Origin of the sequence: Microbacterium luteum, assembly GCF_015277875.1 — a bacterium.
Lineage (GTDB): Bacteria > Actinomycetota > Actinomycetes > Actinomycetales > Microbacteriaceae > Microbacterium > Microbacterium luteum.
The window spans coordinates 382,660-405,414 of sequence record NZ_CP063814.1 but is presented as its reverse complement, the minus strand read 5'-3'; the positions used below and the strand labels follow the sequence as shown (position 1 = coordinate 405,414).

Below are 22,755 nucleotides of genomic sequence, written 5' to 3'. Positions count from 1 at the left end.
CGCCACCCCAGAACCGATGGTCGATGACGTCACTTGCCCCACGCCTCGAGGAACTTGGTACGGAAGTCGATCGACCCCTCGTACGAGCCCGACTCTGGCAGGTTGTTGTCGGCATCGACGACCTGGACGGACTGTCCGATGTAGGCGACATCCTGACCATTGAGGACGCGGATGGCGGTATCGATCGAACCCCATCCCTGCCAGGAGTTGCCCATCGCGACCGTAGCGGTGATGCCGGGCTGTCCACTGCGAATCATGTCGATCGCACCATCGCCGCCGAAGGCGCCGATCACGGTGAGCTGGTCGGCGAATCCGGCCTGATCGACGGCGGCGGCGAGGCCCGTCTCGAGATAGCTATCCGTCGGAACGATCAGTGTGTTGGCGTCGGGGTTGGCCAGGAGCGCGCTGGTCACCTTCTGCAGGTACGAGTTGTCGGCGGTCTCCGGGTCGGACACGTCGATCGTGTCGAGAACCTCGCCACCGTCCAGCTCGGCGAGCTGGTCTTCGAATCCCTGCGTGATCCACGGCCCCCACGCGTTCGTCGTGCTGTTGATCACGATCGCCTTGACGCCGTCGGGATTCTTGCCGTACGCGTAATCGGCCATTAGTTCGCCGAAGACGCCGAAGAAGCCCGTCTGCGGGGCATCCGCCAGCCAGAGCCGCTCCGAATCCCAGACCGCCGGGTCGCAGTCGTCCACACCGCCACCGCCGATGATGGTAACCCCGGCATCGGCCGCCTCCTTGAAGGCCGCGGCAGCAGCGCTGCAACTGATGCCGATCGGCACGAGCACGTCCGCTCCGCCGGCTACTGCCTGTCGGATCGCGGTTGCGAATCCCTCGGGACTCAGCTTCCCGTCCACGATCTGACCGCTCCACCCCGCGGCCTCCGCGCCTTCGACGACGGCTGCAGCGGGCTGGTGACAGGTGGCGAGCTGCTCGCCGCACGACATCACGTACACGCTGAGATCGTCCGGGACAGTGACCGGCTCGAGGCCCGAAAGGTCGGATCCGACGCCCTCGTACGCACGGTCGAGCGCAGCCTGCGCCTCGGCGCTGATGTCGCCGCTGCCGCCGCCGGTGTTCGGGGTCTCCGTGTCGCTGCTGCAACCGGAGATGACGAGTGCTGCGAGAAGAAGCGCTGACACCGATGTCGCTGTTCTTGCCTTGATCACAACTTGCCTCCTGGGTTAGGCGGCATCGCTTGACTCGGGTCGGCCGCGCTGCCGCAAGGCTCCGGTGCGGGAGCCATGTGCTTCATTCAAGACGGCGGGCCCTGAACTGACCATAGCGGCGCGACGATGGAAACCATCGACGGACCGCATACGACCGATCCGCACGGTTGATCGATGCCTGGCATCGTGCGCACACGGTGCGGACCAGGACGCGGCACCCCTACCGTAAAGACCATGACAACGACGACTCCGTCTGCAGGCGAACTCTTCTCCCTCGACGGGACCGTCGCCCTGGTCACCGGTGCGACCTCCGGTCTTGGGCTCGCGACAGCGGAGCTGCTCGCCTCTGCCGGGGCGCGGACGATTCTCAGCGGGCTGGTGTCAGAGCGTCCCGAGCAGGTCGCCGCCGATCGTGCAGCCGCCGGGCTCTCAATCGAAGGGTTCGCCTGCGATGTGACGTCCCCTGCGCAGCTCGAGGCACTAGTCACCCACACCCTCGCAGAACACGGTCGCATTGACACCGTGGTGTGCAACGCCGGAGCCGCCCTCGACACCGGTCCGCACACGACGAGCACAGACGATCAACTCGATCGCATGATGGACATCCATGTGCGAAGCGCGCTGCGTCTGGCGAATCTCACGATCCCACAGATGGCCGAACGCGGCAGCGGATCATTCGTCATCATGTCGAGCCTTTCCGGTCTCCGCGGCAACTCGCACATCGGCCTGTACGGCATCACGAAGGCGGCGAGCGCACAGCTCGCTCGCAATCTGGCCGTGCAGTGGGGCGAACACGGAGTGCGGGTGAACGCCATCTCACCCGGCGTCATCGCCACCGATTTTGCCAAGCCGATCACAGAGGGCCCGGGGCGGGAAGCGCGTCTGGCCAAGACTCCGATGAAGCGCTTCGGAGACCCGAGCCACGTGGCCGGCACCGTGTTGTACCTGGCCTCGGCGGCGGGTGGTTTCACGACAGGTCAGAATCTCGTCGTCGACGGCGGAACGCTGGTGAGCGACTGATGACCGAGCGCTCGTTGATGCTGCGGCACTACGACCTCGCTGAAGGAACGTCGGAGCAGTTCCTCTCCTGGTGGTCGTCGCACATCCCCGCTCTGCGGGAGCGGGCCGGCTTCACCATAGAGTGGGCGTATCTCGATCGTGATCGTGAAACATTCACGTGGGCGATCTCGTATCCCGGCGGCGTAGCGGACTTCCGGCGCGCCGATGCCGTCTACGAAGCGGATCCCGAGAGAGAGGCTGCGATCGCCGTCGCCCCGCCGTTGCGCCGCGCTTCCGTCGGGTTCCCCCAGCGGGTGCGATGAGCGGGACCGGTGCAACTCAGACGTCGACGGGGTCGGAGGCAAATTCGACGCGCTCGGCCGTCATACGTAGGATGCCGACGAGCCACCGCAGCGCCGGATCGTCATTCTTCGACGGATGCCAATAGACGACCTCGACCAAGGTCGGCGGTGACACCGGCGTCCGAGCAATCGTGAGACCGAGCTCATCGGCGTACAGCTCGGCGATGCGCTCGGGGACGAAGCCGTAGCGGTCGGTGCCCGCGATCATGAAGGGCACCGGCAGGAACCCCGACACGCTCATGGCGGTGAACGGGGTGACCCCCGCGCTCATTAATGCGTCGCGGACGACCATCGGGACTTCGTCCGCGAAGGTCACATCGACATACGGCAGCGTGTTCAGGTCGTCCAGGGTCAGCGCTTCGTCCACGAGGTTCGGATGCCCGCGACGCACGAGGCAGACGAACGTGTCGGAGAACAGGGACTGATGCTTGCCCGGCACGGTGCGGTCGGACGAGGCGACGACGACATCCTTGCGCAGCAGATCCACCGGGCCGACGTGGTTGAGCGGGTCGAACTCGACGGATATGCCGGGCGCTTCCTCCTGGAGCACCGCCAGTAGCGGAGCGGTCATGACCGACAGCGCATAGTCGGACGCCGAGATCCGGAACTGCCGGTCGCTGGTCGCCGGGTCGAAAGCAGGTCGCACGTTGAACGTGCGCCCCACTTCCTCGACGGCTTCGCGCACGACCGGCTGCAGCTCACGGGCCTTATCGGTGAGCTCGAACGTGCGGCCACTGCGGATCAGCAGCTGGTCGCCGATGATGGTGCGCAGCTTGGCGACCGCTCCGCTGACCGCCGGCTGGGTGAGGCCGATCGATTCTCCCGCGCGGGTGAGACTGCGTTCGGTGAGCACGGCGTCGAGCACGACGACCAGGTTGATGTCGATACCGCGAAGATCATCCATGCCGTGAGTTCCGCTCCTTTGCGCATCACCCACAGCATATCCGAGCGGATCCGCCCCGCCCCAGGGGTCGTCGGTTACAGCCGATCGGGTCCGTACGTACGCCGTGCTCGCGGAACGGTGTATGCCGGGCTGGCCTGCTCCACGATCCGGTTCTCGATGGTTCCCAGACCCTCCACCGTCATCGTGACGACGTCACCGACCTGCAGCGGCGGAGGCGTAAGAGCTCCATTCCGGGCCCAGCGCTCCGAGAGCGCACCTTGAGAGGCCGTCCCTGTGGCGAGCACATCGCCCGCGCCGACCCAGGCGTCGCGTGAGGCGTGCACGAGCATCTCCTCGAACGACCACGACATGTTGCGCAGGTTGTCGGTTCCGATGACCTCACCGTTGATCGCCACGCTCATCTCCAGGGCGTAGCGATCGCCCTCGCGGTACTGCTCGAGCTCATCGGGCGTCGTGAGCCACGGACCCAGGGTATTGGCGAAGTCCTTGCCCTTGTTGGGGCCGAGGCCGACGCGCATCTCGTTGCCCTGCATGTCGCGGGCCGACCAGTCGTTCAGGATGCAGAAGCCGGCGATGTGCTCGTGCGCTTCTTCCAGGGGCACGTCACGGACGGTGTTCTTCACGATCATCGCGACTTCGAGTTCGAAGTCGAGCTTCTGCGTGAATGGGGGCATCGGAACGTCGGCCCCCGTCGGCACGACCGACCAGGGGTTCATGAACAGGAACGCCGGCGCCTCATACCACTGCTCCGGCACCGTGCCGTCGCCCGGCTCATTCTTCTTCATTCCGGCGATGTGCGCCTCGAAGACCAGGAAGTCGCGCATCGCCCGCGGCTCGACCGGGGGCAGCAGCGTCGTCTCGGAGACGTGCTTGCGCTGCTGCTTGCCACCGCGGAGCAACACGTCGTTGCGCTGCGCCTGCGGCGCCTGCAGCAAGGCGAGGATGTCGGCATCCAGTGGCAGGTCGTGCACCCGATCATGGCGGACCGTGCCGGTGTGCACGATCCCATGCTCGATGTAGCGGGCGTAGCGGGGCATCAGAAGTCGAGCGTCTCGTAGAAGTCGCGCTGACGAGTCTCCAGCGCCGGGATGGCCTGGCCGAGCGCCCACTGCTCGAAATGCGGGTAGGTGCCATGGGCCTTGAACGCGGCCTCGTCGTCATAGACCTCGAAGATGCGGAAGACGTTCGGCTCGTCCGGGCTCTGGTACGCCTGGTAGTAGCGGTTGCCGGTTTCTTCGCGGGACGCCGGCGAGAGCTTCTCGAGGGCGTCGCGGACGGTCTCCTCCTCTCCGGGCTTGGCGATCCAAGTTGCGCTGCATACGAAGGCCATCAGGGGTTCCTCTCTCAACATCGTCGTCGGGTGTTCCCGGCTTCTCTCACGGTACGGATGCTGCGATCACCCGACCAGTGAGAAGAAGCGATGCCTGCTATCGGCGGCGCGGTGTCATCGCCTGCGAGCACGGCTCCGCAGGCGCGCCGGCGGGATTTCCGGCACGTCGCGGACCGCACCGACCCGGCCGCGCAGCTCTCCCAGGCGCTCGACGATCAGGGTGACTTCGTCGCCTTCGATGAGCGGCGGCGGTGTACGCTCGCCCGCGCGTCCCCACAGCTCGCCCAGGCATCCGCCGTTGCCCGATGTGCCGGAGCCCAGTACATCTCCCGGCACGACACGGGTGTTGCGCGAGGCATAGGCCACCAGCTCGCCGAACGGCCACCCCATGTTCGACAGCAGATCGTGTCCGATCCGCTCCCCGTTGATGCGCGCTTCCAGTTCGAGCCCGAGGAAGCCCTCGTCATCGATGAGATCGGCGACCTCGTCAGCCGTCACGATCCAGGGCCCGAGGGCTGTCCCGAAGTCCTTGCCCTTGGCGGGTCCCAGGCGCACCTCCATCTCGCGGGACTGCACATCGCGCGCCGACCAGTCGTTCATGATCGTGTAGCCGAAGATGGCGTCGGCGCCCTCCTCAGCCGTCAGATTCGAGCCGTCCCGTGGAGGAGACCCGATGACGGCGGCGACCTCGAGTTCGAAGTCCAGCGCTTGCGTAGTCGGCGGAGTAACGAACTCGTCGGGCCCCAGAACAGAGTGCGGGTTGGTGAAGTAGAACGTGGGGTACCGGTACCACGCCGCAGGGACCCCGCCGCGGCCGTCGACCGACACGGCGACACCTTCCACATGCTCCTCGAACGCCACGAAGTCCCGGATGGCCCGCGGGTCGAGTGGTGCGAGTATTGTCACATCCGCCAGCCGCGGTTCGTCGGCTTCGGAAACGTCGACCAACTGCTCCCCGACCGTCAGTGCGGCATGCAGTCCGGCGGCCAGCAGCCCTGCCGTGGTCACGCCATCAGGGAACGCGATGACGCGGTCCTCGTGCACGATTCCCTCCGCGGCCGCACCGCCGTGCTCCCATCGCGCGATACGCACGTCAGTCCTCCACGATCGCGACGGCGCGAGTCCAGCCGGCGGAGGCGCCGCGCACCTTAGTGGGAAAGCACGCCACGGTGAAGCCGGCATCCGGAAGGTCTTCGAGGTTCTGCAGCTTCTCGATCTGGCAGTAGCCGACGTCTGTTCCGGCCTTGTGCCCCTCCCACACGATCGATGGATCCCCGGTCTCCTCGAACAGCTTCCGGTTGATCGAGACGGGCAGATCCCAGCCCCAGGCGTCGGTCCCGACGACTCGGATCCCGCGGTCGGTGAGGTGCAGCGTCGCCTCACGGCCGAAGCCGATGCCGGTGTCGATGTAGTCGTCGCGCCCATACGCCGCAGAGGCAACGGTGTGCATCAGCACGATGTCGAACGGCGCCAGCTCATGGCCGGCGCGCTCGAGAGCCTCATCGATGTCGGCCGGTGTCACGAGGTGTCCGTTCGGGAGGTGGCGCAGGTCGAGCTTGACCCCGGGCCGGTAGAACCAGTCCAGCGGCACTTCGTCGATCGTCCATGCCTTCTCCCCGCCGTTCATGGTGGGGTGATAGTGCCACGGGGCATCCACATGGGTTCCGGCGTGCGTGGTGATGGTGACGGTCTCAGCGGCGAGCCCCTGCCCGTCGGGCAGTTGATCGGGTCGGATGCCGTACATGGCGTGCATGTCGGCGAGGCCGGCGATGTGATCCTTGTATTCGATCTTCGGCCGCAGGAACGGCGGGTCTACGGGGATAACGTCGTCCAACGGCATCGACAGATCGATGATGCGCATGCAGGCTCCTTCGCTCAGCGTGTCACCATCCTTCGCCGTCCGGTGTCTTCGCGACACCGGGCGGCGCGGATGCTTGGCATCGGCGAACACTAGATCCGGCTCTCGCCGCCGTCCACGAGGAGCGTCTGCCCCGTCATGAAGGCCGCGTCGTCGGAGGCTGCGAACGAGACGACGGCGGCGATGTCGCTCGGCTCGCCGGTGCGCGGAACAGCCTGACGCGACCGCACCGTCTCGAAGTGCTCCGGCGGCACGTCGTGCAGCGCATGCTTCGTCGCCGTCAGACCAGGGGCGACGGCGTTCACCGTGATGCCATCGGGCCCGAGTTCGGTCGCCAACGCACGCACCATGCCGGTGAGTGCGCCCTTGCTGGCTATGTAGTGCGTCATCCCCGGCGGCGGGGCGAACTGGCTCGACGACGTGATCATCACGATTCGTCCCCAGCCTGCGTCCTGCATGTCGGTCAGTGCTGCACGGACGACGTTGAATGCGCCGTCGACGTTCACGCGGAACGTGCGCGCCCACGACTCGGGATCGAGCCGCCCGAACGGAGAGATCACCTGATACGCCGCGCAGTGCACGACGATCGACACCGGGCCGGCCTCGGCGCGCACCCGCTCGATGGCGGATGCTACGGCCGACGGATCGGTGATGTCGCAGATCAGGTCGATGGTCCCTTCTCGGGGGCCTTCGGGTTCGATCACGTCCAGACTCGCCACGACGAGTCCGTCCGCGCGCAGTTGTAGCCGTATTGCTCCTGCGCCAGATCCATGAAGTGCAGGTGCGCTCGGTACTCGCCGTAGCCGATCTTCCCGCCCTCGCGGACGAGCTCCTGCATGACCCGGTAGCCGTCGGCCGTCGCTTCGACATCGTCGATGTCGAAGGTGATGCCGGCGACGCTGCACAGTGAGCGCTCATTGATGATGATGAGGTCAGCCGTGTGATCGAGGCCGTTGCGTTCGAACTGCGCCTTTAGCCACATCTGCATGTCGTACACCTGCCGACCCGACAGAGGCGCCACAGGTGCGAAGCTCATGTGCCCGCCGTGATGGCCGCCGCGCCATCCGGCCATCGTGTTCCAGTCCAGGTTCGGCACACCCGCGTAGACCCGGTCGGACGGGTCGGGCAGGTCCGCCCACTCGTCGCGGCCGGTCGTGGTATGCCGGATCACGGCGCCGGGGATCGCCCCGAATGCCTCGATGGCCTTGCGGAGCTTGATCTGCGCGATCTCCGGGTCGTCGTACAGCGCGAAGCGCAGGTGCCAGCGGCCGATGCCGATCTTCGCAGCGATCTCATCGATCACCTCGTCGGGGATCACGCCGTCAGTCGGCGCGTACCAGTGCTCGCGCGGCGCGATGGTGCTGGCGATCAGCAGGGTGTTGAGGATGCAGGGCACGCCGTCGATCGTCCCGTCCAGACGCAGGCGCCTGAGTGCGTCGACGAGCGGGATGAGATCCTCGTCGCGCGCCACATCGACGTGCACGTGGGTGATGGCCTCGGGCTTCGGCATCAACCACACCCCGAGCTTCGTGACGATCCCGAAGTTGCCCTGGAAGAACAGCGGCTCGATGGTCGGGCCGAGGCTGCGCCGGTAGAGGTTCCAGCTGGCGTTGCCCTCCATCGCGCCCATTCCGGTTCGCAGCAGTTCGCCGTCCGCGGTGACGACCTCCAGACCGCAGATGTTCCGCCAGTCCTTGCCATACGGCAGATAGGTCAGTCCGTTGTCCTGCTGGTTTCCGCCCATCGATCCCCAGCCGATGTCGGGAACGCTCACCATGAGCTCGGCGCCGGCGGCCTCGATCGCATCGTAGATGTCTTGGAAACTCGCTCCCGGCTCGATGAGCGCCACCCCGAGCTCGGTGTCGATCTCGATCACGCGGTTCATCCGGCGGAAGTTCACGGTGATGCCGCCCGAGACCCGTGGCGCGGCTCCCCCGTAGCCGTTGTTGCGCCCCTGCCCCTGCGCCCACAGCGGTACGCCGTGGCGAGCGGCGATGCCCACGATGTTCTGCACGTGCTCGCTGCTGCGGGGGAACACCACGCCGGCCGCGGCGAACGCGTCCCAGTCCAGGGGTTGGTACGGGTCGCGGAACTCGCCGCCGTCGCCGGTCATCACCTGGTCGACGCCGACGACTCCGGCGATCTCTGCCAGCGCCGCCTGTACAGCGCGTGAATCAGTTTCGGTACGGACAACGGGCAGGAAGTCCGGGGTCGCCGTAGTCATCTCTCTCCTTCGAGGCTTGGTGGCAAAACCATAGTGTTCGTTATGGTTCATCCGACACCCGCCTGCCCGTGGGGGCAACACCACATCTCCGATGCGAGGTATCGTCCGCCGGGGGCCGTCGCCGGCTGACTATCGTTGAGTCATGCCCGTCGACGATCTGCGCCCCCCGCAGCAGGAGCGCACGCACCTCGCGTGGGAGCGCATCCTCGACGCCGGCGTCGAGATCCTCGAGGAGCATGGGTATGCGGGCTTCACGATTGCCGCGATCTGCGCCCGCGCGCATGTGAGCGCACCGACGATTTACGCTCGTGCGCGCAACAAAGAGGTGCTGTTCGCCGCCGTCTTCGAGCACGGGTTCGAACCGATCCGCCGCCAGCAGGGCGAGGCGCTGGCCTCCGCAGGAAACTCGGACTCACCCGAGGACGCCATCCGCACAGCCGTGCTCGCGATCGCGACGACCTCCCTCGCCAACGATCTCTTCCTGCGCACCATCGTGCTGCGCGCCGAGGACGACGACGAAGTCGCCCGGATTACGCGAACGGCGCGCATGGAAGTCGCCGCCCGGTTCCGTGAACTGGTGCTGCGGCATCCGGAACACCTTCGCGATGCGTCGCCTGAGCGCATCGACGCATGTTTTCGCGTGGTGTTCGCCGCGCTGATGTCGCGCGTCGCCCACCGGCGCGCTCTCGACATCGGCCCCGAGGTCGACGATGAGCGATTCATCACCGACCTTCAGGACATCGCCGTACGAGCGCTGCTGCTCGAACGCAGGCTTGATCGATCAGGTATAACCCTTCATACTTGATGTATGAAGACAGCCATCTCCGTCCCCGACGGCGACTTCGAGCGCTTCGAACGCACTGCGCGAAAGCATGGCATGAACCGGTCGGAGTTCTACCGCCTCGCAGCCCACAAACTCGCCGATGCGCTGGAAGGGGAAAGCGAGCTCACCGCGATCGCCGACGCTGTCATCGGTCGCAGCGGGCAACCGGTCGCAGACGAGGACTTCCTGCGGGCCTCGGAGCGCACCATCGCGGATACCGAATGGTGATCGCGCGCGGCGATGTCGTCTGGGTCGATTTCGGTCACCCCCGAGGATCGGAACCTGCCAAGGCGCGCCCGGCGGTCGTCGTTCAGGAGGATTGGCTGCTGGCGTCGACGATCGCCACTGCCGTCGTCGTGCCGTTGACGTCGAACGTCGCGTTGGAGGCATTCCCCGGCAACGTCCTGCTTCCCGCCGAAGCGTCCGGGCTGGAGAAGCATTCGGTGGCCGTGGTCTCCCAGGTCGGCCCGGTGAGCCGACAGTTCATCGATCCGTACCCGGCGGGCCGGGTGCCCGCCTATCTGCTGAAGGAGATCGCGACGGGCATCCGGCTCGTGCTGGGCGTGTGAGCTCAGGCCGGGTTGCGTCCGACGAAGAACTCGCTGAAAGGATCCGTCGTCGGCTCGAATCCCGACGCGAGCAGCCCCTGCTTGAGCGTGTTCATCTGAGCGTCGTGGATGCGTTGCGTCGGCAGCCGCAGCGGGCCCCCGTTGTAGCCGCGCAGCCATCCCTGGAACTTCCACAGCTGTCGGTCGATGAAATGCCCGCCGTTGAGCTGCTGCGCCATGGCGCCCTTCGCCTTGCGAGCCGGGTGCATCTTCCAGTACAGCTCGGTCACCTCGTCGAATTTGCCCGCCTGCAGCAGACGCATCGCCTCGGGGATCGTCGGTCCCCAGAACTCGTGGTCGCTGGTGGCCGACAGCTGCAGCGGAATGAGCTGTCCGAGCGGGAGCAGCTCGCCCTCGATCGGGCAGGAGATGACGACCTCCTCGCCGAAGAGGCGATGAGCCTCGACGATGCCCATGATGCTCGGGAATCCGCCCTCGGCCTTGATGACCGCGATGTTGGGGATGTCGTCCAGCATCCGGCGGATGAGACGCGCGGGGATGTCGGACGGATGGATGCGGCTGCTGAAGCCCCACAGGAACATGGGGAACAGGATCACGGCGAGGTTCGTCGCATCGCAAACGGCCTTGGTGTAGTCGTAGATCTCCTGCTCGGACTGCGGGTAGAAGTTCGGCGGGTACGACAGCAGCACGAGCTCGGCGCCGGCCGCCTCGGCGCCCTTGACCGCCTCGATGTTCTGCTCGAGCGTGCTCCAGCTGCCGTGGTGCACGATCACGACGTCGCCCTTCGCCTCGTCCTTCATGATCTCCATGAAGTCGAGGTACTCGGGCAGGGTGATGTTCACCTCGGAGACGGCGAGGGATCCGAGGAAGCCGTGCTCCTTGGCGAGCCGTACGTCATGGCGGATGCCCTTCTCATTGATGGCGGTGAGGTCGGTCGTGAAGGACGGAATCGTGCAGTTCACCGCTCCGACGAGGCGCTCACGCGCCCAGTCGCGGGCCTCTGCTCTCGTGTACTCAGCCATGGTCTCTCTTTCGTGTCACTTGCGGATGGTCAGGATGCCGACGGGCAGCGGCGTGCCACGCCCCTGTTCGACGGCGAGGTCGTACAGCAGCTCGGCCAGGACGATGTCCTGGAAGCCGCTGCCGGTGGACTTGTAGATCGCGATGCCCTGCGGAGGCCTGGTCGCTCGCCCGCCCAGCAGGTCGTGCAACGAGATGGTGACGGCATCCGGGTCGAAGCCCGCTTCGCGCGCCACGATCATGTCTCCGCTGTCGTGCAGCACCTCCGCGAGGGCGTCGGCGACGATGAAGCCGGCTCGGCCGATGAGCGCGGGATCGAGCTCGCGCTGCGAGGGCGTGGTGGACCCCACCGAGACGACGGTGGCATCGTCGGCCACCCATTCGGACATCACGGTGGGCGTCTCGTCGCGTGAGCGTGCCGCCGCCAGAACCAGATCGGCGCCCTCAACCGCTTCGCGGGCGGAGCCCACCGCGATGACGTCGATGCCGAGCTCTTCGCTCAGCTCTGCGGCGAACCGCTCGCGGTTGGCGGGCGTCGGACTCGAAACCCGCGCCGCCGTGATCTCCGCGATGCGCGATGCGGCGCGCAACTGAGCCCGGGCTTCGAATCCCGATCCGACGACCGCGACGGTGATCGGCCGGGCGGGAAGCAGCGCGGTCAGTGCCGCGGCGGCTGTTGCGGCTGTGCGCAGGCCCGTGATGCGGTTGCCGTCGATCAGGGCCGCCAGACGCGAGTCCTGCTGGTCGAAGAGCGTGATGAGGTAGCTCGCCAGCCCGTTGCGCATCGACGCGGCGATCGTCTTCGATCCGGCGAACTTGGCGCCGGGAGGGGCGGAGGGCATGACCCGCTGCCAGCCTGCGGCGGTCGTGGCGACGGCGCGTTCCGGTGTTGACGATGGCACATCCTCGCGCGTGTACGCCTCGCGCAGCGCGGCGATCACGTGGTCCCAGTCGGCGAGCGCTGCGACATCCTCGTCCGTGAGGAACAGCGTCGCGGGTTCTGCTCGGAATCCGTCATCGGTCATGGGGGATCTCCATCCGGGTCTCGGCGACGACATCCGCGAGGAGGCCGTTGGGCAGGGTTCGGTCTCCGCCGCGCATCGCGATGCAGCTCTCCCACAGGTGCCGGCGCGTGGCGTCGCAGGCCGCGGAGGCGTCGCGTCGTGCACACGCTTCGAGGATCTCGGCGTGGAAAGCCTCGGCGGTTCCGTCGTTCACATCGACGTGCATGCGGATGCGGTCGGCTTCGTCCTGAAGGACCGCGATCAGGCGCGACAGGGTCGGCGAATCGGCGGCGTTGTAGATCACGGCGTGGAACTGGCGGTTCAGCGTGTTGAACGACTCGGCGTCCGAGTGCGGTCGCTCGAGGATCCGGCTGTGGATCCGTCGCATGCGCTCGATGTCGTCGTCGCTGAGCCGCGGCACTCCGAGGAGTGCGGCACGGCCCTCGAGGTCGATCCGCAGCGCGGTGATCTCCTCGAGGCGGTTCGGGTCGATTCCGGTGACGACGGTGCCGCGGTACGGCTGGCGGGTGACCAGTCCGAGTGCCTCGAGCTGCAGGATCGCCTCCCGCACCGGCGTCGGGCTGACGCCGAGCTCCGCGCACAGCTCGTTGATCTCGACGCGTGCACCGGCGGCGAGATCACCGGACACGATCCGGTCGCGGAGGACACGGACGACTTGGTCAGTCATCCGTCGGGGCTGCAATGCGGTCATGGCCCCATGTTGATCGAATATCAAATGTCGAACCAGCCTGTCCGAGCCATGCCAGTCATCGACATCCGCGATGGATCGGGCACGCCGCTGCGGCGTACGCTCACCGAGACGCCCGTTCACTCGAAGAGGAGCATCCCATGGCCATCGCGACGATCAATCCCTTCACCGGTAAGACCGAGCAGACGTTCGACGCCCATTCCGAAGAAGAGGTGGAGCGCCGCATCGCCGCGGCGCAGGACGCTTTCGAGGCGCTGCGGAGCACCACGTTCGCGCAGCGGTCCGAGTGGATGCTCGCAGCGGCGCAGCTCCTCGAAGACGACGTCGACGAACTCGGACGCCTCATCACCCTGGAGATGGGCCGGCCCATCAAGGCCGCCCGCGCCGAGGTGCTCAAGTCCGCCAAGGGCCTGCGCTACTACGCCGACCACGCCGAAGAGTTCCTCTCCCCCGAGCCGCTCGCCGACCCCTCCGCAGTCGGCGCCTCGGTCGCCGGCACGCGCTATGCGCCGATCGGGATCGTGCTGGCCGTCATGCCCTGGAACTACCCCCTGTGGCAGGTGCTGCGTTTCGCCGGCCCCGCGCTGATGGCCGGCAACACGGGTCTGCTCAAGCACGCGTCGAACGTCCCCCAGGCCGCCCTGTACCTCGACACGCTGTTCGAGCGCGCCGGGTTCCCCGTCGGCGCGTTCCACACGCTGCTCATCCCCGCATCCCGCGTCGAGGGCGTGCTGCGCGACCCGCGAGTCAAGGCGACCACGCTGACCGGCTCGGAGCCGGCCGGCCGGTCGCTGGCCTCGATCGCCGGCTCCGAGGTCAAACACGTGGTACTGGAGCTCGGCGGCTCGGACCCCTTCGTCGTTCTGGCCAGCGCCGACATCGAGCGCGCCGCCACCGTCGCGGTCACCGCGCGCAATCAGAACAACGGCCAGTCGTGCATCGCCGCGAAGCGCTTCATCGTGCACGCCGACGTCTACGACGAGTTCACGCGGCGGTTCGCCGAGAAGGTAGCGGCGCTGAAGGTGGGCGATCCGTTCGACGAGTCGATCGACGTCGGCCCGGTGGCGACCGCATCCGGGCGCGACGAGCTGGCGGAGCAGGTGCAGGATGCCGTCGGCAAGGGTGCACAGGTGCTCGCCGGTGGCCGTGTGCCCGAGCACGACGGATGGTTCTACGAGCCGACCGTGCTCGCCGGGATCACACCCGAGATGCGGCTCTACCTCGAGGAGGCGTTCGGTCCGGTGGCATCCGTCTACCGTGCGGAGAGCCGGGAGGACGCGCTGCGCCTGGCCAACGGCACGACGTTTGGTCTGAGCTCGTCCGTATGGACGAACGACGCCGATGAGGAGGAGTGGTTCGTGACGAACCTCGACGCCGGCGCCGTGTTCGTCAACGGCATGACGGCCTCATATCCCGAGCTTCCCTTCGGCGGGGTGAAGGACTCCGGTGTCGGCCGCGAGCTCGCCGCAGCCGGCATCCGCGAGTTCTGCAACCTCAAGACGGTGTGGAAGGCCTGAGAGCTCCGGCTCAGCACGAGAGTCGCGCCGGGACAGTCGAGATGCTCGCTGTCCCGGCGCGACTCTTCGGATCCTCCGGGTCGGATCTCAGGGGGTGATGACGATCTTGCCCGGAGCGTGCGCGGACTCCAACGCCTGGAACGCCGGAACAGCCTCGTCGAGCGTGAACGTGCGGGCGACGGGGAAGACGAGGCGACCCGCTGCGATGTCTTCGGCGAGACGGGCCAGGTTGCTCGCTGTGCGCGCTTCGCGCTCCACGTTCTGCACGCCCAGTTCTTCGATGGCGTCATACGCGGCGATGGCGACCATCCGTTCGACGGGCACCACGAGCTCCACGCCGGCGTCGAGCGCGTCACGTCCGTGGCAGTCGTAGACGACGGTGACCGACCCCAGCGCTCGCACGCGGTCGGCGAGCCCGTCGCCGTAGGATACCGATTCCACGCCGACAGATCGCAGCAGCCCGTGGTTGCGCTCGGACGCCGTTCCGATCACCCTCGCGCCCGCCCGGACGGCGAGCTGCGCGACGACCAGTCCGACCGCACCGGCTGCGCCGCCGACCAGCACTGTGTCACCGGCGCCGACAGGAACTGTCGCCAGAACCGAGACGGCGGTGAGACCGGCGACATTGAGCCCGCCGGCCGCTTCCACCTGCAAGCCGGCCGGGCACCGGGCGAGATCGGACGCCTTCGCGACGGCCAGCTCCGCGACGGAGCCCGCAGCGCGGCCCAGCACATCGTCGCCGACCGAGACCGGCGTACCATCCCAGTACTGCGCGTCCGCCCCCGTCGACACCACGAACCCCGCGACATCCGAACCGATGCGACGCGGGAACGGCGCATCGGAGGGGATGAACCCGCTGCGGAGCTTCGCATCGAACGGGTTCAGGCCGGCAGCCCGCACCCGAACGACGACTTCGCCCGCGCCGGGTTCCGGATTCGGAACCTCGACCAGGCTAAGCACCTCCGGCCCTCCGGTCCGCTGATATTTCACTGCCCTCATGCTGTCAACCTTCACTCGCTGTACTGCCGAGCGATCTGCTCCGGCTCCAGCTGCACTGCCCAGCCTTCGATGGTCCCGGAGTTCTCGTACTCCTCGATCTGCAGGATCCGCCGGCCGTGATCGACGACGTGGGCGAGCCCCGTCGTGACGAAGGCGTACGTCGTGAGCCACGCGGACTGCTCGTAGGCGTCTCCGCCCAGCACGAGGACGTTGGCGTCGAGGATGCTGCGCGTGGAGATCGCCACGTTGGGCGTCGTGGCGGGAACCGCGCGCGCGCCGTTGACCTTGTTCGCCGCGACGACGCCGGCGGCGGGCTCCTCGACGACGAGGACGGCGAAGGCGTCGGTGCCGGCATCCTGATCGTCGATCACCGCTCGTCCGACGCGGATGGCGTACACCGGGTAGTCGTCACCGGGATCAACCTCGTCGGCTCCGTGCCAGACGACGTCGAAGCCTGCGGCCTCGGCACGCTGGTGCAGTGCGCGGCCGAGTTCGTGGCCGCCATGATCGGCGGCGAGGTGGATGCGTGTCATGATTCCTCAACTCCTCGTTGATTCGGTGATGATTTGCTGCGGCGCGGGGCGGAACAGCAGCCACCCCGCCCACGCCACGACGGTGCCCAGGACGACCACAGCGGCCAGCGGCACCAGATCGCTCCCGCCGCCGAGGACGACCAGCGGGGCGACGATGCCCGCCACGACGAACTGAATGGCCCCGACGAGCGCGAGTGCGGTTCCGGCGACGGCACGCAGCCCCTGGACGGCGACCGCGAGCGCAGGGCCGATGTAGAGCCCGCAGGCGACGGCCAAGCAGAAGAATCCTGGCAGGATCAACCAGACCAATCGGACTCCGCCGAAGCCGGCGATGGCGACGAGGATCGCGCCGATGGAGAGCACGGACAGACCCAACCCGAGTATGCGGTGGTCGCTCCATCTGCCGGACAGACGCGCCGTGACCAGACCGCTGAGAATCAGACCGACCCCGTTCACGGCGAACGTGATGGCGAAGCCGGCGGGCGAGAAGCCCAGACCGGTCTGCAGCACGTGCGACGCTGCTGCGATGTAGCCGAAGCTGGCGGCGAACGCGGCCCACACCGTGACGGCTCCGCACCAGAATGCTCGGGATCGCGCGGCGGTCGCGACCGACCGCGGCACGGCGCGGAGTCCTCCCCGCACCCGGCGCTCAGCAGGAAGCGACTCCGGAACGGCGACGATCAAAGCGATGAACGTCAGCGCTGCGACGATCGCGACGCCGACGAAGATCCCCCGCCAGCCCCAGAGCGCCATGAGCAGCACACCGGCGACCGGGGCGACAACGGGCCCCACTGCCATCAGCGTGCCCAGCAACGCGAAGCCCCGCGTCAGTTCGCGCCCGACGGCGATATCCGAGATCACGGCGCGTCCCACCGTGGAGCCGGTCGCCGCGCCGCAGCCCATGAGGAAGCAACCCAGGATCAGCAGCCACAGTTGCGGCGCAAGCGCACAGGCCGACGCGAAAAGCGCCATCGCCGCGCTGCCTGCCAGCAGAGGGTGACGGCGCCCTACGGCATCCGAGATCGGGCCCGAGAACAATTGGCCGACGGCCATGCCGATCGTCACCGCGCTGAGCGCGAGCTGAGCGCGGTCTGCCGGTTCGCCGAATTCTCGGGCGATGGTCGGCAACGCGGGCAGGAAGACATCCGTCGATAGGGGCCCGAGCATCGCCAGCGTACCGACAGCCAGCAGGAGCCCTGCAGACAGGCCTCGCCCACTCCTCAGCACTGCCGGCGCCGATGTCTCACTCACCACGATCGCGTATCGCTCGTCGCCGCTCAGAGGGGCGGTGCGACGAACAGACCCTTGTCGATGTCGTTGAACGATTCACGGGCTACGAGTTCGCTCATCTCCGCCGCCGTCCCCCACTGATCCTGAGTGGAGAGCTGGCTGGTATCCATCCGCGAGGGGTGCCAGGTGTCCTCGTCGAGAACCGCCAATTCGGTGGTGTACTCGATCGTGTTGCCGGCCGGGGACAGGAAGTAGGCGAAGGTGTTGTCGCCGGCATTGTGCCGGCCGGGACCCCAGATCATGCGGGTTCCGGCGCGGAGGATCTTGCCCGAGCCGCGCATCCACTCCTCGATGCCGCGCATCTCGAACGAGAGGTGATGCAGGGAGTGGTGCGGGCCCTGCGCGATAGCGATCGAATGATGATTGCGATTGCAGCGGAGGAAGTGCATCAGATCGACGCCGTCCGGTCGCACGAGCGAGTCGGAGATCGTGAAGTCGAGATGATCGATGTACCACTGCGTGCTGGTGTTCAGATCACCGGAATTGAACACCACGTGCGAGAGCTTCACAGGGATGGGTTCGCGCTCACGGATCTTGCGGGATTCACGCAGATCGTAGTCCGTGGAGAACTCCAGCACACGCCCGTCGCCGTCGAAGACGCGGAACCCGTAGCCGCCCCCGGGCTGAGTCAGCTCCTGCGGTTCGTGGACGAACTGCACGTTCTCGTCGTGCAGTCTCGCGGCGAGCTTGTGCAGGTCTTCGCGGTTCTTCGTGGCGAAGCCGACGAGGTCGATGCGCTTCTCGTCATCGCGCAACCGCAGGATGAACGGTTCCGGAGAGCCCTCGGCTGCGAGGTGGACGACGCCCTCCTCGCTCTGCACGGCGGTGAGTCCCCAGTGCTTGATGAAGAAGTTCTTCTCCTCTTCGAAGTTGGGCACGGCCAGTGCCGCGTAACGCAGATGAGAGACCAGTCGCTCAGTCATCATCGACCTTTCCTCAGAGACGATAGGACGCGCCCGAAGCGACGCGATTCCCCGAGAGTACGTCCGCCTCAGGGACACGACCACGCCGCGAACCGAATACCATGCATCATGTGGCAGGCGGCGAACCCGATCTGAACCTTCTCGTCGCCCTTCGGGCTCTTCTCGAAGAGGCGAACGTGACGCGCGCCGGTGAGCGCATCGGCATGGGGCAATCGACGATGTCATCAGCGCTCTCCCGGCTCCGTGCGGTGTTCCAGGACGAACTGCTGGTCCGCATCGGCCGCGATTACGAGCTCACGCCTCTGGCTCGGCAGATCCTGCCGCAGGTGCAGCTGACGCTCCCCCTCATCGCGCAGGCCCTCAACAAGGAGGAGCGGTTCCATCCGGAGATCACGCGTCGCCGGTTCAGCATCCAGATGACCGACTACGCGTCGATCGAGCTGCGCCCCCTCTTCGGCATCGCAGCGGCCGCCGCAGGAGGAGTCTCATTCGATCTACAACGTCTGCCGACCGAGCCGACCGATGCCGATCGCGACCTCCTCGGTCACGATTTCATCGTCGCGGTGCCGGGGATCGGCATCGAAGCGGAGAGCATCGAACTCTTCCGCGACCACTATGTGGTGATCGCGGACCGCGCGAATCCCGTGATCTCAGGCGGCGCGATCTCGATCGACGATTTCCTGCGCAGCCCGCACATCCGCTGCGACTTCGGCCGCGCGCACGTAACGCCCGTGGAGCGGCGCATCCGCGAGCTGGATCTGCTCACCAACGTTCGGGTCACCACGTCGACCCTGCTCTCGATCCCGCTCATCGTCTCCGGCACCGACCTCATCGGCGTCGTGCCGAGCCGGCTCGTCGATCGCGTCGGCGGCCCCACCGCAACGGTCGCGGTGCCCACGCCATTCCCGCTGGTCGAACTGATCGAGCGGCTGTGGTGGCATCCGGCCCACACGCACGACGCCGCCCACACCTGGTTCCGCCGGCTCGTGGCCGAGGTCGTCCGCTCCGACGCGGTCTCCGCCTGACTCCGCGATAGCAGGCATCGTCACCGCCGTGTGGCGGCGAGTCGCAGCACCCCTTTAGCGTCGACTCACAGGATGTGAGGGCGCGAACCGTCGCCCGATGGATGTGAAGAGGCATCTGTGAGGAGAGTGGCAACGATGTCGGTCGACAAGGTGCTCATCGTCGGTGGAGGATTCACCGGCCTGACCGCGGCAATCGCCCTGGCGCAGCGCAACGTGCAGGTGACGCTCGTGGACAAGGCACCCGCCTGGGCGCGGGTCGGCCATGGGCTGACGATCCAGGGGAACGCGCTGCGGGTGTTCCGAGAGATCGGAGTTCTGGACGATGTGCTCGCCAAGGGTTTTCCTGAAGACGACGGTGTGACGCTGTACTTCGCGGACGGGCGAACCATGGCCCACCTGAACACGCCGCGCACCGGAGGTGACGATCTGCCCCCGACCATCGGAGCGCTGCGCCCTGACATCCACGAGACCCTCGTCGCGAAGGCCGAGGAGCTCGGCGTCGAGATCCGTCTCGGCACGGAGCTATCCTCGTTCGAGAACAGCGCCGAGTCGGCGACGTCACTGCTCAGCGATGGCACCACCGAGACGTGGGACCTCATCATCGTCGCCGAGGGCATCAAGTCGCAGACCCGCGCCAAGCTCGGCATCGTCGAGGATCGCGCACCCAGCGGGCTGGGCATCTGGCGCGCGGTCACCGATCGCAAGCCGGAGATGCTCGGCGGCATCGCCTTCCCCGACTCTGACGACGGCGGCGCCTACAAGGTGGGATACACGCCGGTGAGCGACACCCAGTGCTACGTGTTCGTGCTGTGCCGACCGCAGCGGGTCGACAACGGCCTGCCCGGCTGGCAAGAGGTCCGCCGCTTGATGCAGAACTTCCACGGCGACTTCGACTGGTTGCGGGAGTCGATCGATGAGAAAACATTCCTGAACTTCCAAGAGATCGAGTGGATCTTCGTCGAGGGCCCGTGGCACCGCGGGCGCGTGCTGGCCCTCGGCGAAGCCGTGCATGCCGTGCCACCGCTGATCGCACAGGGTGCGGCGCTGTGCCTCGAAGACGCACTGCTGCTCGCCGAGCACATCACCGAGGACGGCGACCTGGAGACGCAACTCACCGAGTTCCACGACCGGCGTGTGCCGCGGGTGAAGGGTGTCGTCGACGCATCGCTGCAGCTCGCGCATTGGGAGCAGAACCCCGGTTCACCGGATTCCGACCCCGGGCGGGTCATGAACGAATCGCTTCTCGCCCTGGTGGCCGCGCCGTGAACGCCGCCAACGCGTTCCGCGTACCGCGGCGCATCGTCACAGGCCACGATGAGCACGGCGTATCCGTCGTCATCAGCGATGGCCCGGTGCCGGTCACCAAGGAGCTCCCCGATGACGGCGTGACGTTCCACGAGGTGTGGCTGACGCAGACGGCGCCCGCCGAGATCCACGCCGGCCCGGAGGATCCGACGGCGGGAGCCGTCACCGTACCGCCGCCGACGCACGGCACGCGTATCCGCATCAACGAGTTCCTTCCCGGTCATCTCGATGATCGCGGGCTGCAGTCGCCCGTGCACCGGACTGAATCGATCGACTACGGCGTCATCCTCGAGGGCGAGATCACGCTCATCCTCGACGACAGCGAAGTCACCGCTCGGGCGGGAGACATCGTCGTCCAGCGCGGCACCGACCACGCATGGGCGAATCGAGGCGACGTGATGGCGCGAGTCGCGTTCATCCTCGTCGGCGGCGACTACCAGGACGATGTCCTCCGAGTGCTTCCCGACGACGTCCGGGACGGCATCATGCGCCATGGACCGCGCGACTGAGAAGGGACGCAGCATGCACATCGATCACATCGGGCTGTCCGTGGGCGACCTCGACGCCCAGCTCGCCTGGTACCAGAAGGCGTTCGGCTTCGAGTCCGCCAACCCGTTCGCCGTGGAGGCGCTCGGGCTGCGCGGGGCGTTCCTCCTCGGCCCGGATAGCGTGGCCGTCGAACTGCTCGAACGTCACGGTTCGACGCACCGCCCGCCGTCAGCGTCGGCTCCTGACGAGTTGCTGTCGCAGGGATGGGGCCACCTCTGCTTCCGCGTGGACGACATCGGATCCGTGTTCGAACGGCTCGTCGCCGCGGGTGCTGGGGTGATCAACGCGCCAGCCCCTTCGCCGGAGCCCGGAGTCCGCTTCGCGTACCTCACCGATCCTGAGGGCAACTTCATCGAGCTCGTGGATCGCGATCGGCCGGTGGGCGCGTGAGCGAGGTATCCCTTCCCGGCCTCTCGGGTGAGCTGTTCGTCGTGACCGGGGGTGCTGGCGGACAGGGCGCCGAGGAAGCACTGCTGCTCGCCCGCAACGGTGCACACGTGATCGCCGCCGACGTCCGGGATGCTGCACCCGAACTGCTCGCATCCGCTGCAGACCTGCCGGGCACGGTCGAGTACCGGCGCCTCGATGTCACGTCCGAAGACGAGTGGGCCTCCCTCGCCGCATCCCTCGCCGGACGCCGCGTGAAGGGCCTCGTCAACAACGCGGGGGTCACCCAGCGCACGAGGATCGGCGACGTCGTGCGCAGCGACTGGGATCGGGTGCTCGCGATCAACGTGACCGGTCCGATGCTCGGCATCCAGGCGCTGCTCCCCCTCATGCCCGAGGGCGCCTCGATCGTCAACATCGGGTCGGCAGCCGGTGTGACCGGCCACTACACGGCTGCGTACACGACCAGCAAATGGGCGATCCGCGGGCTCTCGCACTCGTGTGCGACCGAGCTCGGCCCGCGCGGCATCCGGGTCAATCTCGTCCACCCCGGCTACATCCACACCGAGATGACGGCGAGCGCGCCCTCCGCATTCCTCGATGCGAACATCGCGGTCTCTCCGCTGCACCGGGGCGGACAGCCGCAGGAGGTCGCGAACGTCGTGGTCTTCCTGCTCTCGGATGCCGCCTCGTACGTCACCGGCGCCGAGGTCGGTGTCGACGGCGGCCAGCTCCTGTCGGGAGTGGCGACTTTCCTGTCGGACGCCGTCCGGCCCCAGCAGCAGGCAGACCAGTCCTAGGAGGACACATGGACAACCAGAGGTTCAACGACTACATCGCGCGATTCAACCGGCGAGACGACACCGCCTTCGACGATTACCTTGCCGAGGACGTGCACGTGAAGAACGGCACGCTGGAGTACACCGGCGTTCAGGGAATGAAGGACCATTACGCGAAGATCTGGCCCACGTTCACTGAAGCGCTCGAACCCACCGACTTCGTCGGCTCAGACGCGAACGTCGCGATCCGCATGGTGACCTACTTCACCGCCGATCGCGACGATCCGGATTCCCTGTTCGGCCCTGTGGTGCACGGCGACCGATTCGAATTCCGCGGTGTCATCTCCTACCGGCTGAACGCGGAAGACAAATTCTCCGACATCCTCGTGGCATACAACTCGTTTACGAGCATCCGCGTCGACGGAACCGTCACCGAACTCGGCATCCCGCACTGATCACAAGCCCCGAGGAGCC

At 67.0% G+C, this 22,755-nt stretch carries 27 protein-coding genes; 12 read left to right on the top strand and 15 right to left on the bottom strand.

The window, feature by feature from the left end; all coding sequences use genetic code 11:
* Positions 1-29 precede the first annotated feature (29 nt).
* Positions 30-1,145, bottom strand: coding sequence for a sugar ABC transporter substrate-binding protein (locus IM777_RS01975; RefSeq protein WP_194384436.1), 1,116 nt, complete (start codon positions 1,143-1,145; stop codon positions 30-32).
* Between the two features lie 261 nt (positions 1,146-1,406).
* On the opposite strand from IM777_RS01975, the gene IM777_RS01970 reads away from it, so the two are divergent.
* Entirely contained in the window at positions 1,407-2,192 is a 786-nt protein-coding gene (locus IM777_RS01970; RefSeq protein WP_194384435.1) for an SDR family NAD(P)-dependent oxidoreductase, read from the top strand.
* Positions 2,192-2,494, top strand: a complete 303-nt coding sequence (locus IM777_RS01965) for an NIPSNAP family containing protein (protein WP_194384434.1) — start codon at positions 2,192-2,194, stop codon at positions 2,492-2,494. The genes IM777_RS01970 and IM777_RS01965 overlap by 1 nt, the downstream gene beginning before the upstream one ends.
* Positions 2,495-2,510: 16 nt before the next feature.
* Here the strand turns inward: IM777_RS01965 and IM777_RS01960 are convergent, their stop codons facing one another.
* The 7 genes from IM777_RS01960 to IM777_RS01930 all read right to left on the bottom strand — a co-directional run bounded on the left by IM777_RS01960 (position 2,511) and on the right by IM777_RS01930 (position 8,849).
* Entirely contained in the window at positions 2,511-3,437 is a 927-nt protein-coding gene (locus IM777_RS01960) for a LysR family transcriptional regulator (protein ID WP_194384433.1), read from the bottom strand.
* A 74-nt stretch (positions 3,438-3,511) separates the two neighbouring features.
* Positions 3,512-4,474 carry a fumarylacetoacetate hydrolase family protein gene (locus IM777_RS01955; protein WP_194384432.1) on the bottom strand — a complete coding sequence of 321 codons (963 nt, stop codon included), beginning with the start codon at positions 4,472-4,474 and terminating at the stop codon, positions 3,512-3,514.
* A complete protein-coding gene (locus IM777_RS01950) occupies positions 4,474-4,767 on the bottom strand; it encodes a putative quinol monooxygenase (protein WP_194384431.1) in 294 nt (97 codons plus the stop codon). The genes IM777_RS01955 and IM777_RS01950 overlap by 1 nt, the downstream gene beginning before the upstream one ends.
* Positions 4,768-4,881: 114 nt before the next feature.
* A complete protein-coding gene (locus IM777_RS01945) occupies positions 4,882-5,859 on the bottom strand; it encodes a fumarylacetoacetate hydrolase family protein (RefSeq protein WP_194384430.1) in 978 nt (325 codons plus the stop codon).
* Between the two features lies 1 nt (position 5,860).
* Positions 5,861-6,628, bottom strand: coding sequence for a cyclase family protein (locus IM777_RS01940; RefSeq protein ID WP_194384429.1), 768 nt, complete (start codon positions 6,626-6,628; stop codon positions 5,861-5,863).
* Positions 6,629-6,717: 89 nt separating this feature from the next.
* Positions 6,718-7,344, bottom strand: a complete 627-nt coding sequence (locus IM777_RS01935; protein WP_194384428.1) for an SDR family NAD(P)-dependent oxidoreductase — start codon at positions 7,342-7,344, stop codon at positions 6,718-6,720.
* Complete coding sequence (locus IM777_RS01930; protein WP_194384427.1) at positions 7,326-8,849, bottom strand: FAD-binding oxidoreductase; 1,524 nt, start codon at positions 8,847-8,849, stop codon at positions 7,326-7,328. The genes IM777_RS01935 and IM777_RS01930 overlap by 19 nt, the downstream gene beginning before the upstream one ends.
* A gap of 142 nt (positions 8,850-8,991) precedes the next feature.
* On the opposite strand from IM777_RS01930, the gene IM777_RS01925 reads away from it, so the two are divergent.
* The 3 genes from IM777_RS01925 to IM777_RS01915 are packed head-to-tail and all read left to right on the top strand — an operon-like array spanning position 8,992 to position 10,241.
* Entirely contained in the window at positions 8,992-9,654 is a 663-nt protein-coding gene (locus tag IM777_RS01925) for a TetR/AcrR family transcriptional regulator (RefSeq protein ID WP_194384426.1), read from the top strand.
* A 3-nt stretch (positions 9,655-9,657) separates the two neighbouring features.
* A complete protein-coding gene (locus IM777_RS01920; protein ID WP_194384425.1) occupies positions 9,658-9,900 on the top strand; it encodes a CopG family transcriptional regulator in 243 nt (80 codons plus the stop codon).
* Complete coding sequence (locus IM777_RS01915) at positions 9,894-10,241, top strand: type II toxin-antitoxin system PemK/MazF family toxin (protein ID WP_194384424.1); 348 nt, start codon at positions 9,894-9,896, stop codon at positions 10,239-10,241. The genes IM777_RS01920 and IM777_RS01915 overlap by 7 nt, the downstream gene beginning before the upstream one ends.
* Positions 10,242-10,243: 2 nt before the next feature.
* Here IM777_RS01915 and IM777_RS01910 read toward each other — a convergent pair whose 3' ends face one another.
* From IM777_RS01910 to IM777_RS01900, 3 genes are read right to left on the bottom strand one after another with little or no spacing between them, the layout of a single operon-like run.
* Entirely contained in the window at positions 10,244-11,263 is a 1,020-nt protein-coding gene (locus IM777_RS01910) for a dihydrodipicolinate synthase family protein (protein WP_194384423.1), read from the bottom strand.
* A gap of 15 nt (positions 11,264-11,278) precedes the next feature.
* Entirely contained in the window at positions 11,279-12,286 is a 1,008-nt protein-coding gene (locus IM777_RS01905; RefSeq protein WP_194384422.1) for an ornithine cyclodeaminase family protein, read from the bottom strand.
* Positions 12,276-12,953: a GntR family transcriptional regulator gene (locus IM777_RS01900; protein WP_194384421.1), complete on the bottom strand. Its 678-nt coding sequence runs from the start codon at positions 12,951-12,953 to the stop codon at positions 12,276-12,278. The genes IM777_RS01905 and IM777_RS01900 overlap by 11 nt, the downstream gene beginning before the upstream one ends.
* A gap of 161 nt (positions 12,954-13,114) precedes the next feature.
* Here IM777_RS01900 and IM777_RS01895 point away from each other — a divergent pair, with 161 nt between their 5' ends.
* Complete coding sequence (locus IM777_RS01895) at positions 13,115-14,491, top strand: NADP-dependent succinic semialdehyde dehydrogenase (protein ID WP_194384420.1); 1,377 nt, start codon at positions 13,115-13,117, stop codon at positions 14,489-14,491.
* A gap of 87 nt (positions 14,492-14,578) precedes the next feature.
* On the opposite strand, the gene IM777_RS01890 is transcribed toward IM777_RS01895, so the two are convergent.
* The 4 genes from IM777_RS01890 to IM777_RS01875 are packed head-to-tail and all read right to left on the bottom strand — an operon-like array spanning position 14,579 to position 18,239.
* A complete protein-coding gene (locus IM777_RS01890; protein WP_194384419.1) occupies positions 14,579-15,490 on the bottom strand; it encodes an NADP-dependent oxidoreductase in 912 nt (303 codons plus the stop codon).
* A gap of 11 nt (positions 15,491-15,501) precedes the next feature.
* Positions 15,502-16,023: an RpiB/LacA/LacB family sugar-phosphate isomerase gene (locus IM777_RS01885; RefSeq protein WP_194384418.1), complete on the bottom strand. Its 522-nt coding sequence runs from the start codon at positions 16,021-16,023 to the stop codon at positions 15,502-15,504.
* Between the two features lie 6 nt (positions 16,024-16,029).
* Positions 16,030-17,250, bottom strand: coding sequence for a multidrug effflux MFS transporter (locus IM777_RS01880; RefSeq protein WP_228481187.1), 1,221 nt, complete (start codon positions 17,248-17,250; stop codon positions 16,030-16,032).
* Positions 17,251-17,300: 50 nt separating this feature from the next.
* Positions 17,301-18,239 (bottom strand): VOC family protein, encoded by a 939-nt coding sequence (locus tag IM777_RS01875; RefSeq protein ID WP_228480905.1) that lies wholly within the window; start codon positions 18,237-18,239, stop codon positions 17,301-17,303.
* A 107-nt stretch (positions 18,240-18,346) separates the two neighbouring features.
* Here IM777_RS01875 and IM777_RS01870 point away from each other — a divergent pair, with 107 nt between their 5' ends.
* From IM777_RS01870 to IM777_RS01845, 6 genes are all read left to right on the top strand, one after another.
* On the top strand, positions 18,347-19,261 hold the full coding sequence (locus IM777_RS01870) for a LysR family transcriptional regulator (RefSeq protein WP_194384416.1): 915 nt from the start codon (positions 18,347-18,349) through the stop codon (positions 19,259-19,261).
* Between the two features lie 135 nt (positions 19,262-19,396).
* Positions 19,397-20,527 carry an FAD-dependent oxidoreductase gene (locus IM777_RS01865; RefSeq protein ID WP_194384415.1) on the top strand — a complete coding sequence of 377 codons (1,131 nt, stop codon included), beginning with the start codon at positions 19,397-19,399 and terminating at the stop codon, positions 20,525-20,527.
* Positions 20,524-21,075, top strand: coding sequence for a cupin domain-containing protein (locus IM777_RS01860; RefSeq protein ID WP_194384414.1), 552 nt, complete (start codon positions 20,524-20,526; stop codon positions 21,073-21,075). Before IM777_RS01865 ends, IM777_RS01860 begins: the two co-directional genes overlap by 4 nt.
* 13 nt (positions 21,076-21,088) lie before the next feature.
* The gene (locus tag IM777_RS01855) at positions 21,089-21,505 is read left to right on the top strand and encodes a VOC family protein (protein ID WP_194384413.1); all 417 of its coding nucleotides are present in this window, start codon (positions 21,089-21,091) and stop codon (positions 21,503-21,505) included.
* Positions 21,502-22,302, top strand: coding sequence for an SDR family NAD(P)-dependent oxidoreductase (locus IM777_RS01850; protein WP_194384412.1), 801 nt, complete (start codon positions 21,502-21,504; stop codon positions 22,300-22,302). The genes IM777_RS01855 and IM777_RS01850 overlap by 4 nt, the downstream gene beginning before the upstream one ends.
* Positions 22,303-22,310: 8 nt before the next feature.
* Positions 22,311-22,736 (top strand): nuclear transport factor 2 family protein, encoded by a 426-nt coding sequence (locus IM777_RS01845; protein ID WP_194384411.1) that lies wholly within the window; start codon positions 22,311-22,313, stop codon positions 22,734-22,736.
* Positions 22,737-22,755: the final 19 nt, after the last annotated feature.

Bases quoted from the DNA above. Each gene is read 5' to 3' on its own strand.
- IM777_RS01970 (WP_194384435.1), top strand. From the start codon at position 1,407: ATGACAACGACGACTCCGTCTGCAGGCGAACTCTTCTCCCTCGACGGG.
- IM777_RS01965 (WP_194384434.1), top strand. From the start codon at position 2,192: ATGACCGAGCGCTCGTTGATGCTGCGGCACTACGACCTCGCTGAAGGA.
- IM777_RS01960 (WP_194384433.1), bottom strand. From the start codon at position 3,437: ATGGATGATCTTCGCGGTATCGACATCAACCTGGTCGTCGTGCTCGAC.
- IM777_RS01955 (WP_194384432.1), bottom strand. From the start codon at position 4,474: ATGCCCCGCTACGCCCGCTACATCGAGCATGGGATCGTGCACACCGGC.
- IM777_RS01950 (WP_194384431.1), bottom strand. From the start codon at position 4,767: ATGGCCTTCGTATGCAGCGCAACTTGGATCGCCAAGCCCGGAGAGGAG.
- IM777_RS01940 (WP_194384429.1), bottom strand. From the start codon at position 6,628: ATGCGCATCATCGATCTGTCGATGCCGTTGGACGACGTTATCCCCGTA.
- IM777_RS01930 (WP_194384427.1), bottom strand. From the start codon at position 8,849: ATGACTACGGCGACCCCGGACTTCCTGCCCGTTGTCCGTACCGAAACT.
- IM777_RS01925 (WP_194384426.1), top strand. From the start codon at position 8,992: ATGCCCGTCGACGATCTGCGCCCCCCGCAGCAGGAGCGCACGCACCTC.
- IM777_RS01920 (WP_194384425.1), top strand. From the start codon at position 9,658: ATGAAGACAGCCATCTCCGTCCCCGACGGCGACTTCGAGCGCTTCGAA.
- IM777_RS01915 (WP_194384424.1), top strand. From the start codon at position 9,894: ATGGTGATCGCGCGCGGCGATGTCGTCTGGGTCGATTTCGGTCACCCC.
- IM777_RS01910 (WP_194384423.1), bottom strand. From the start codon at position 11,263: ATGGCTGAGTACACGAGAGCAGAGGCCCGCGACTGGGCGCGTGAGCGC.
- IM777_RS01905 (WP_194384422.1), bottom strand. From the start codon at position 12,286: ATGACCGATGACGGATTCCGAGCAGAACCCGCGACGCTGTTCCTCACG.
- IM777_RS01900 (WP_194384421.1), bottom strand. From the start codon at position 12,953: ATGACTGACCAAGTCGTCCGTGTCCTCCGCGACCGGATCGTGTCCGGT.
- IM777_RS01895 (WP_194384420.1), top strand. From the start codon at position 13,115: ATGGCCATCGCGACGATCAATCCCTTCACCGGTAAGACCGAGCAGACG.
- IM777_RS01890 (WP_194384419.1), bottom strand. From the start codon at position 15,490: ATGAGGGCAGTGAAATATCAGCGGACCGGAGGGCCGGAGGTGCTTAGC.
- IM777_RS01885 (WP_194384418.1), bottom strand. From the start codon at position 16,023: ATGACACGCATCCACCTCGCCGCCGATCATGGCGGCCACGAACTCGGC.
- IM777_RS01875 (WP_228480905.1), bottom strand. From the start codon at position 18,239: ATGATGACTGAGCGACTGGTCTCTCATCTGCGTTACGCGGCACTGGCC.
- IM777_RS01865 (WP_194384415.1), top strand. From the start codon at position 19,397: ATGTCGGTCGACAAGGTGCTCATCGTCGGTGGAGGATTCACCGGCCTG.
- IM777_RS01855 (WP_194384413.1), top strand. From the start codon at position 21,089: ATGCACATCGATCACATCGGGCTGTCCGTGGGCGACCTCGACGCCCAG.
- IM777_RS01845 (WP_194384411.1), top strand. From the start codon at position 22,311: ATGGACAACCAGAGGTTCAACGACTACATCGCGCGATTCAACCGGCGA.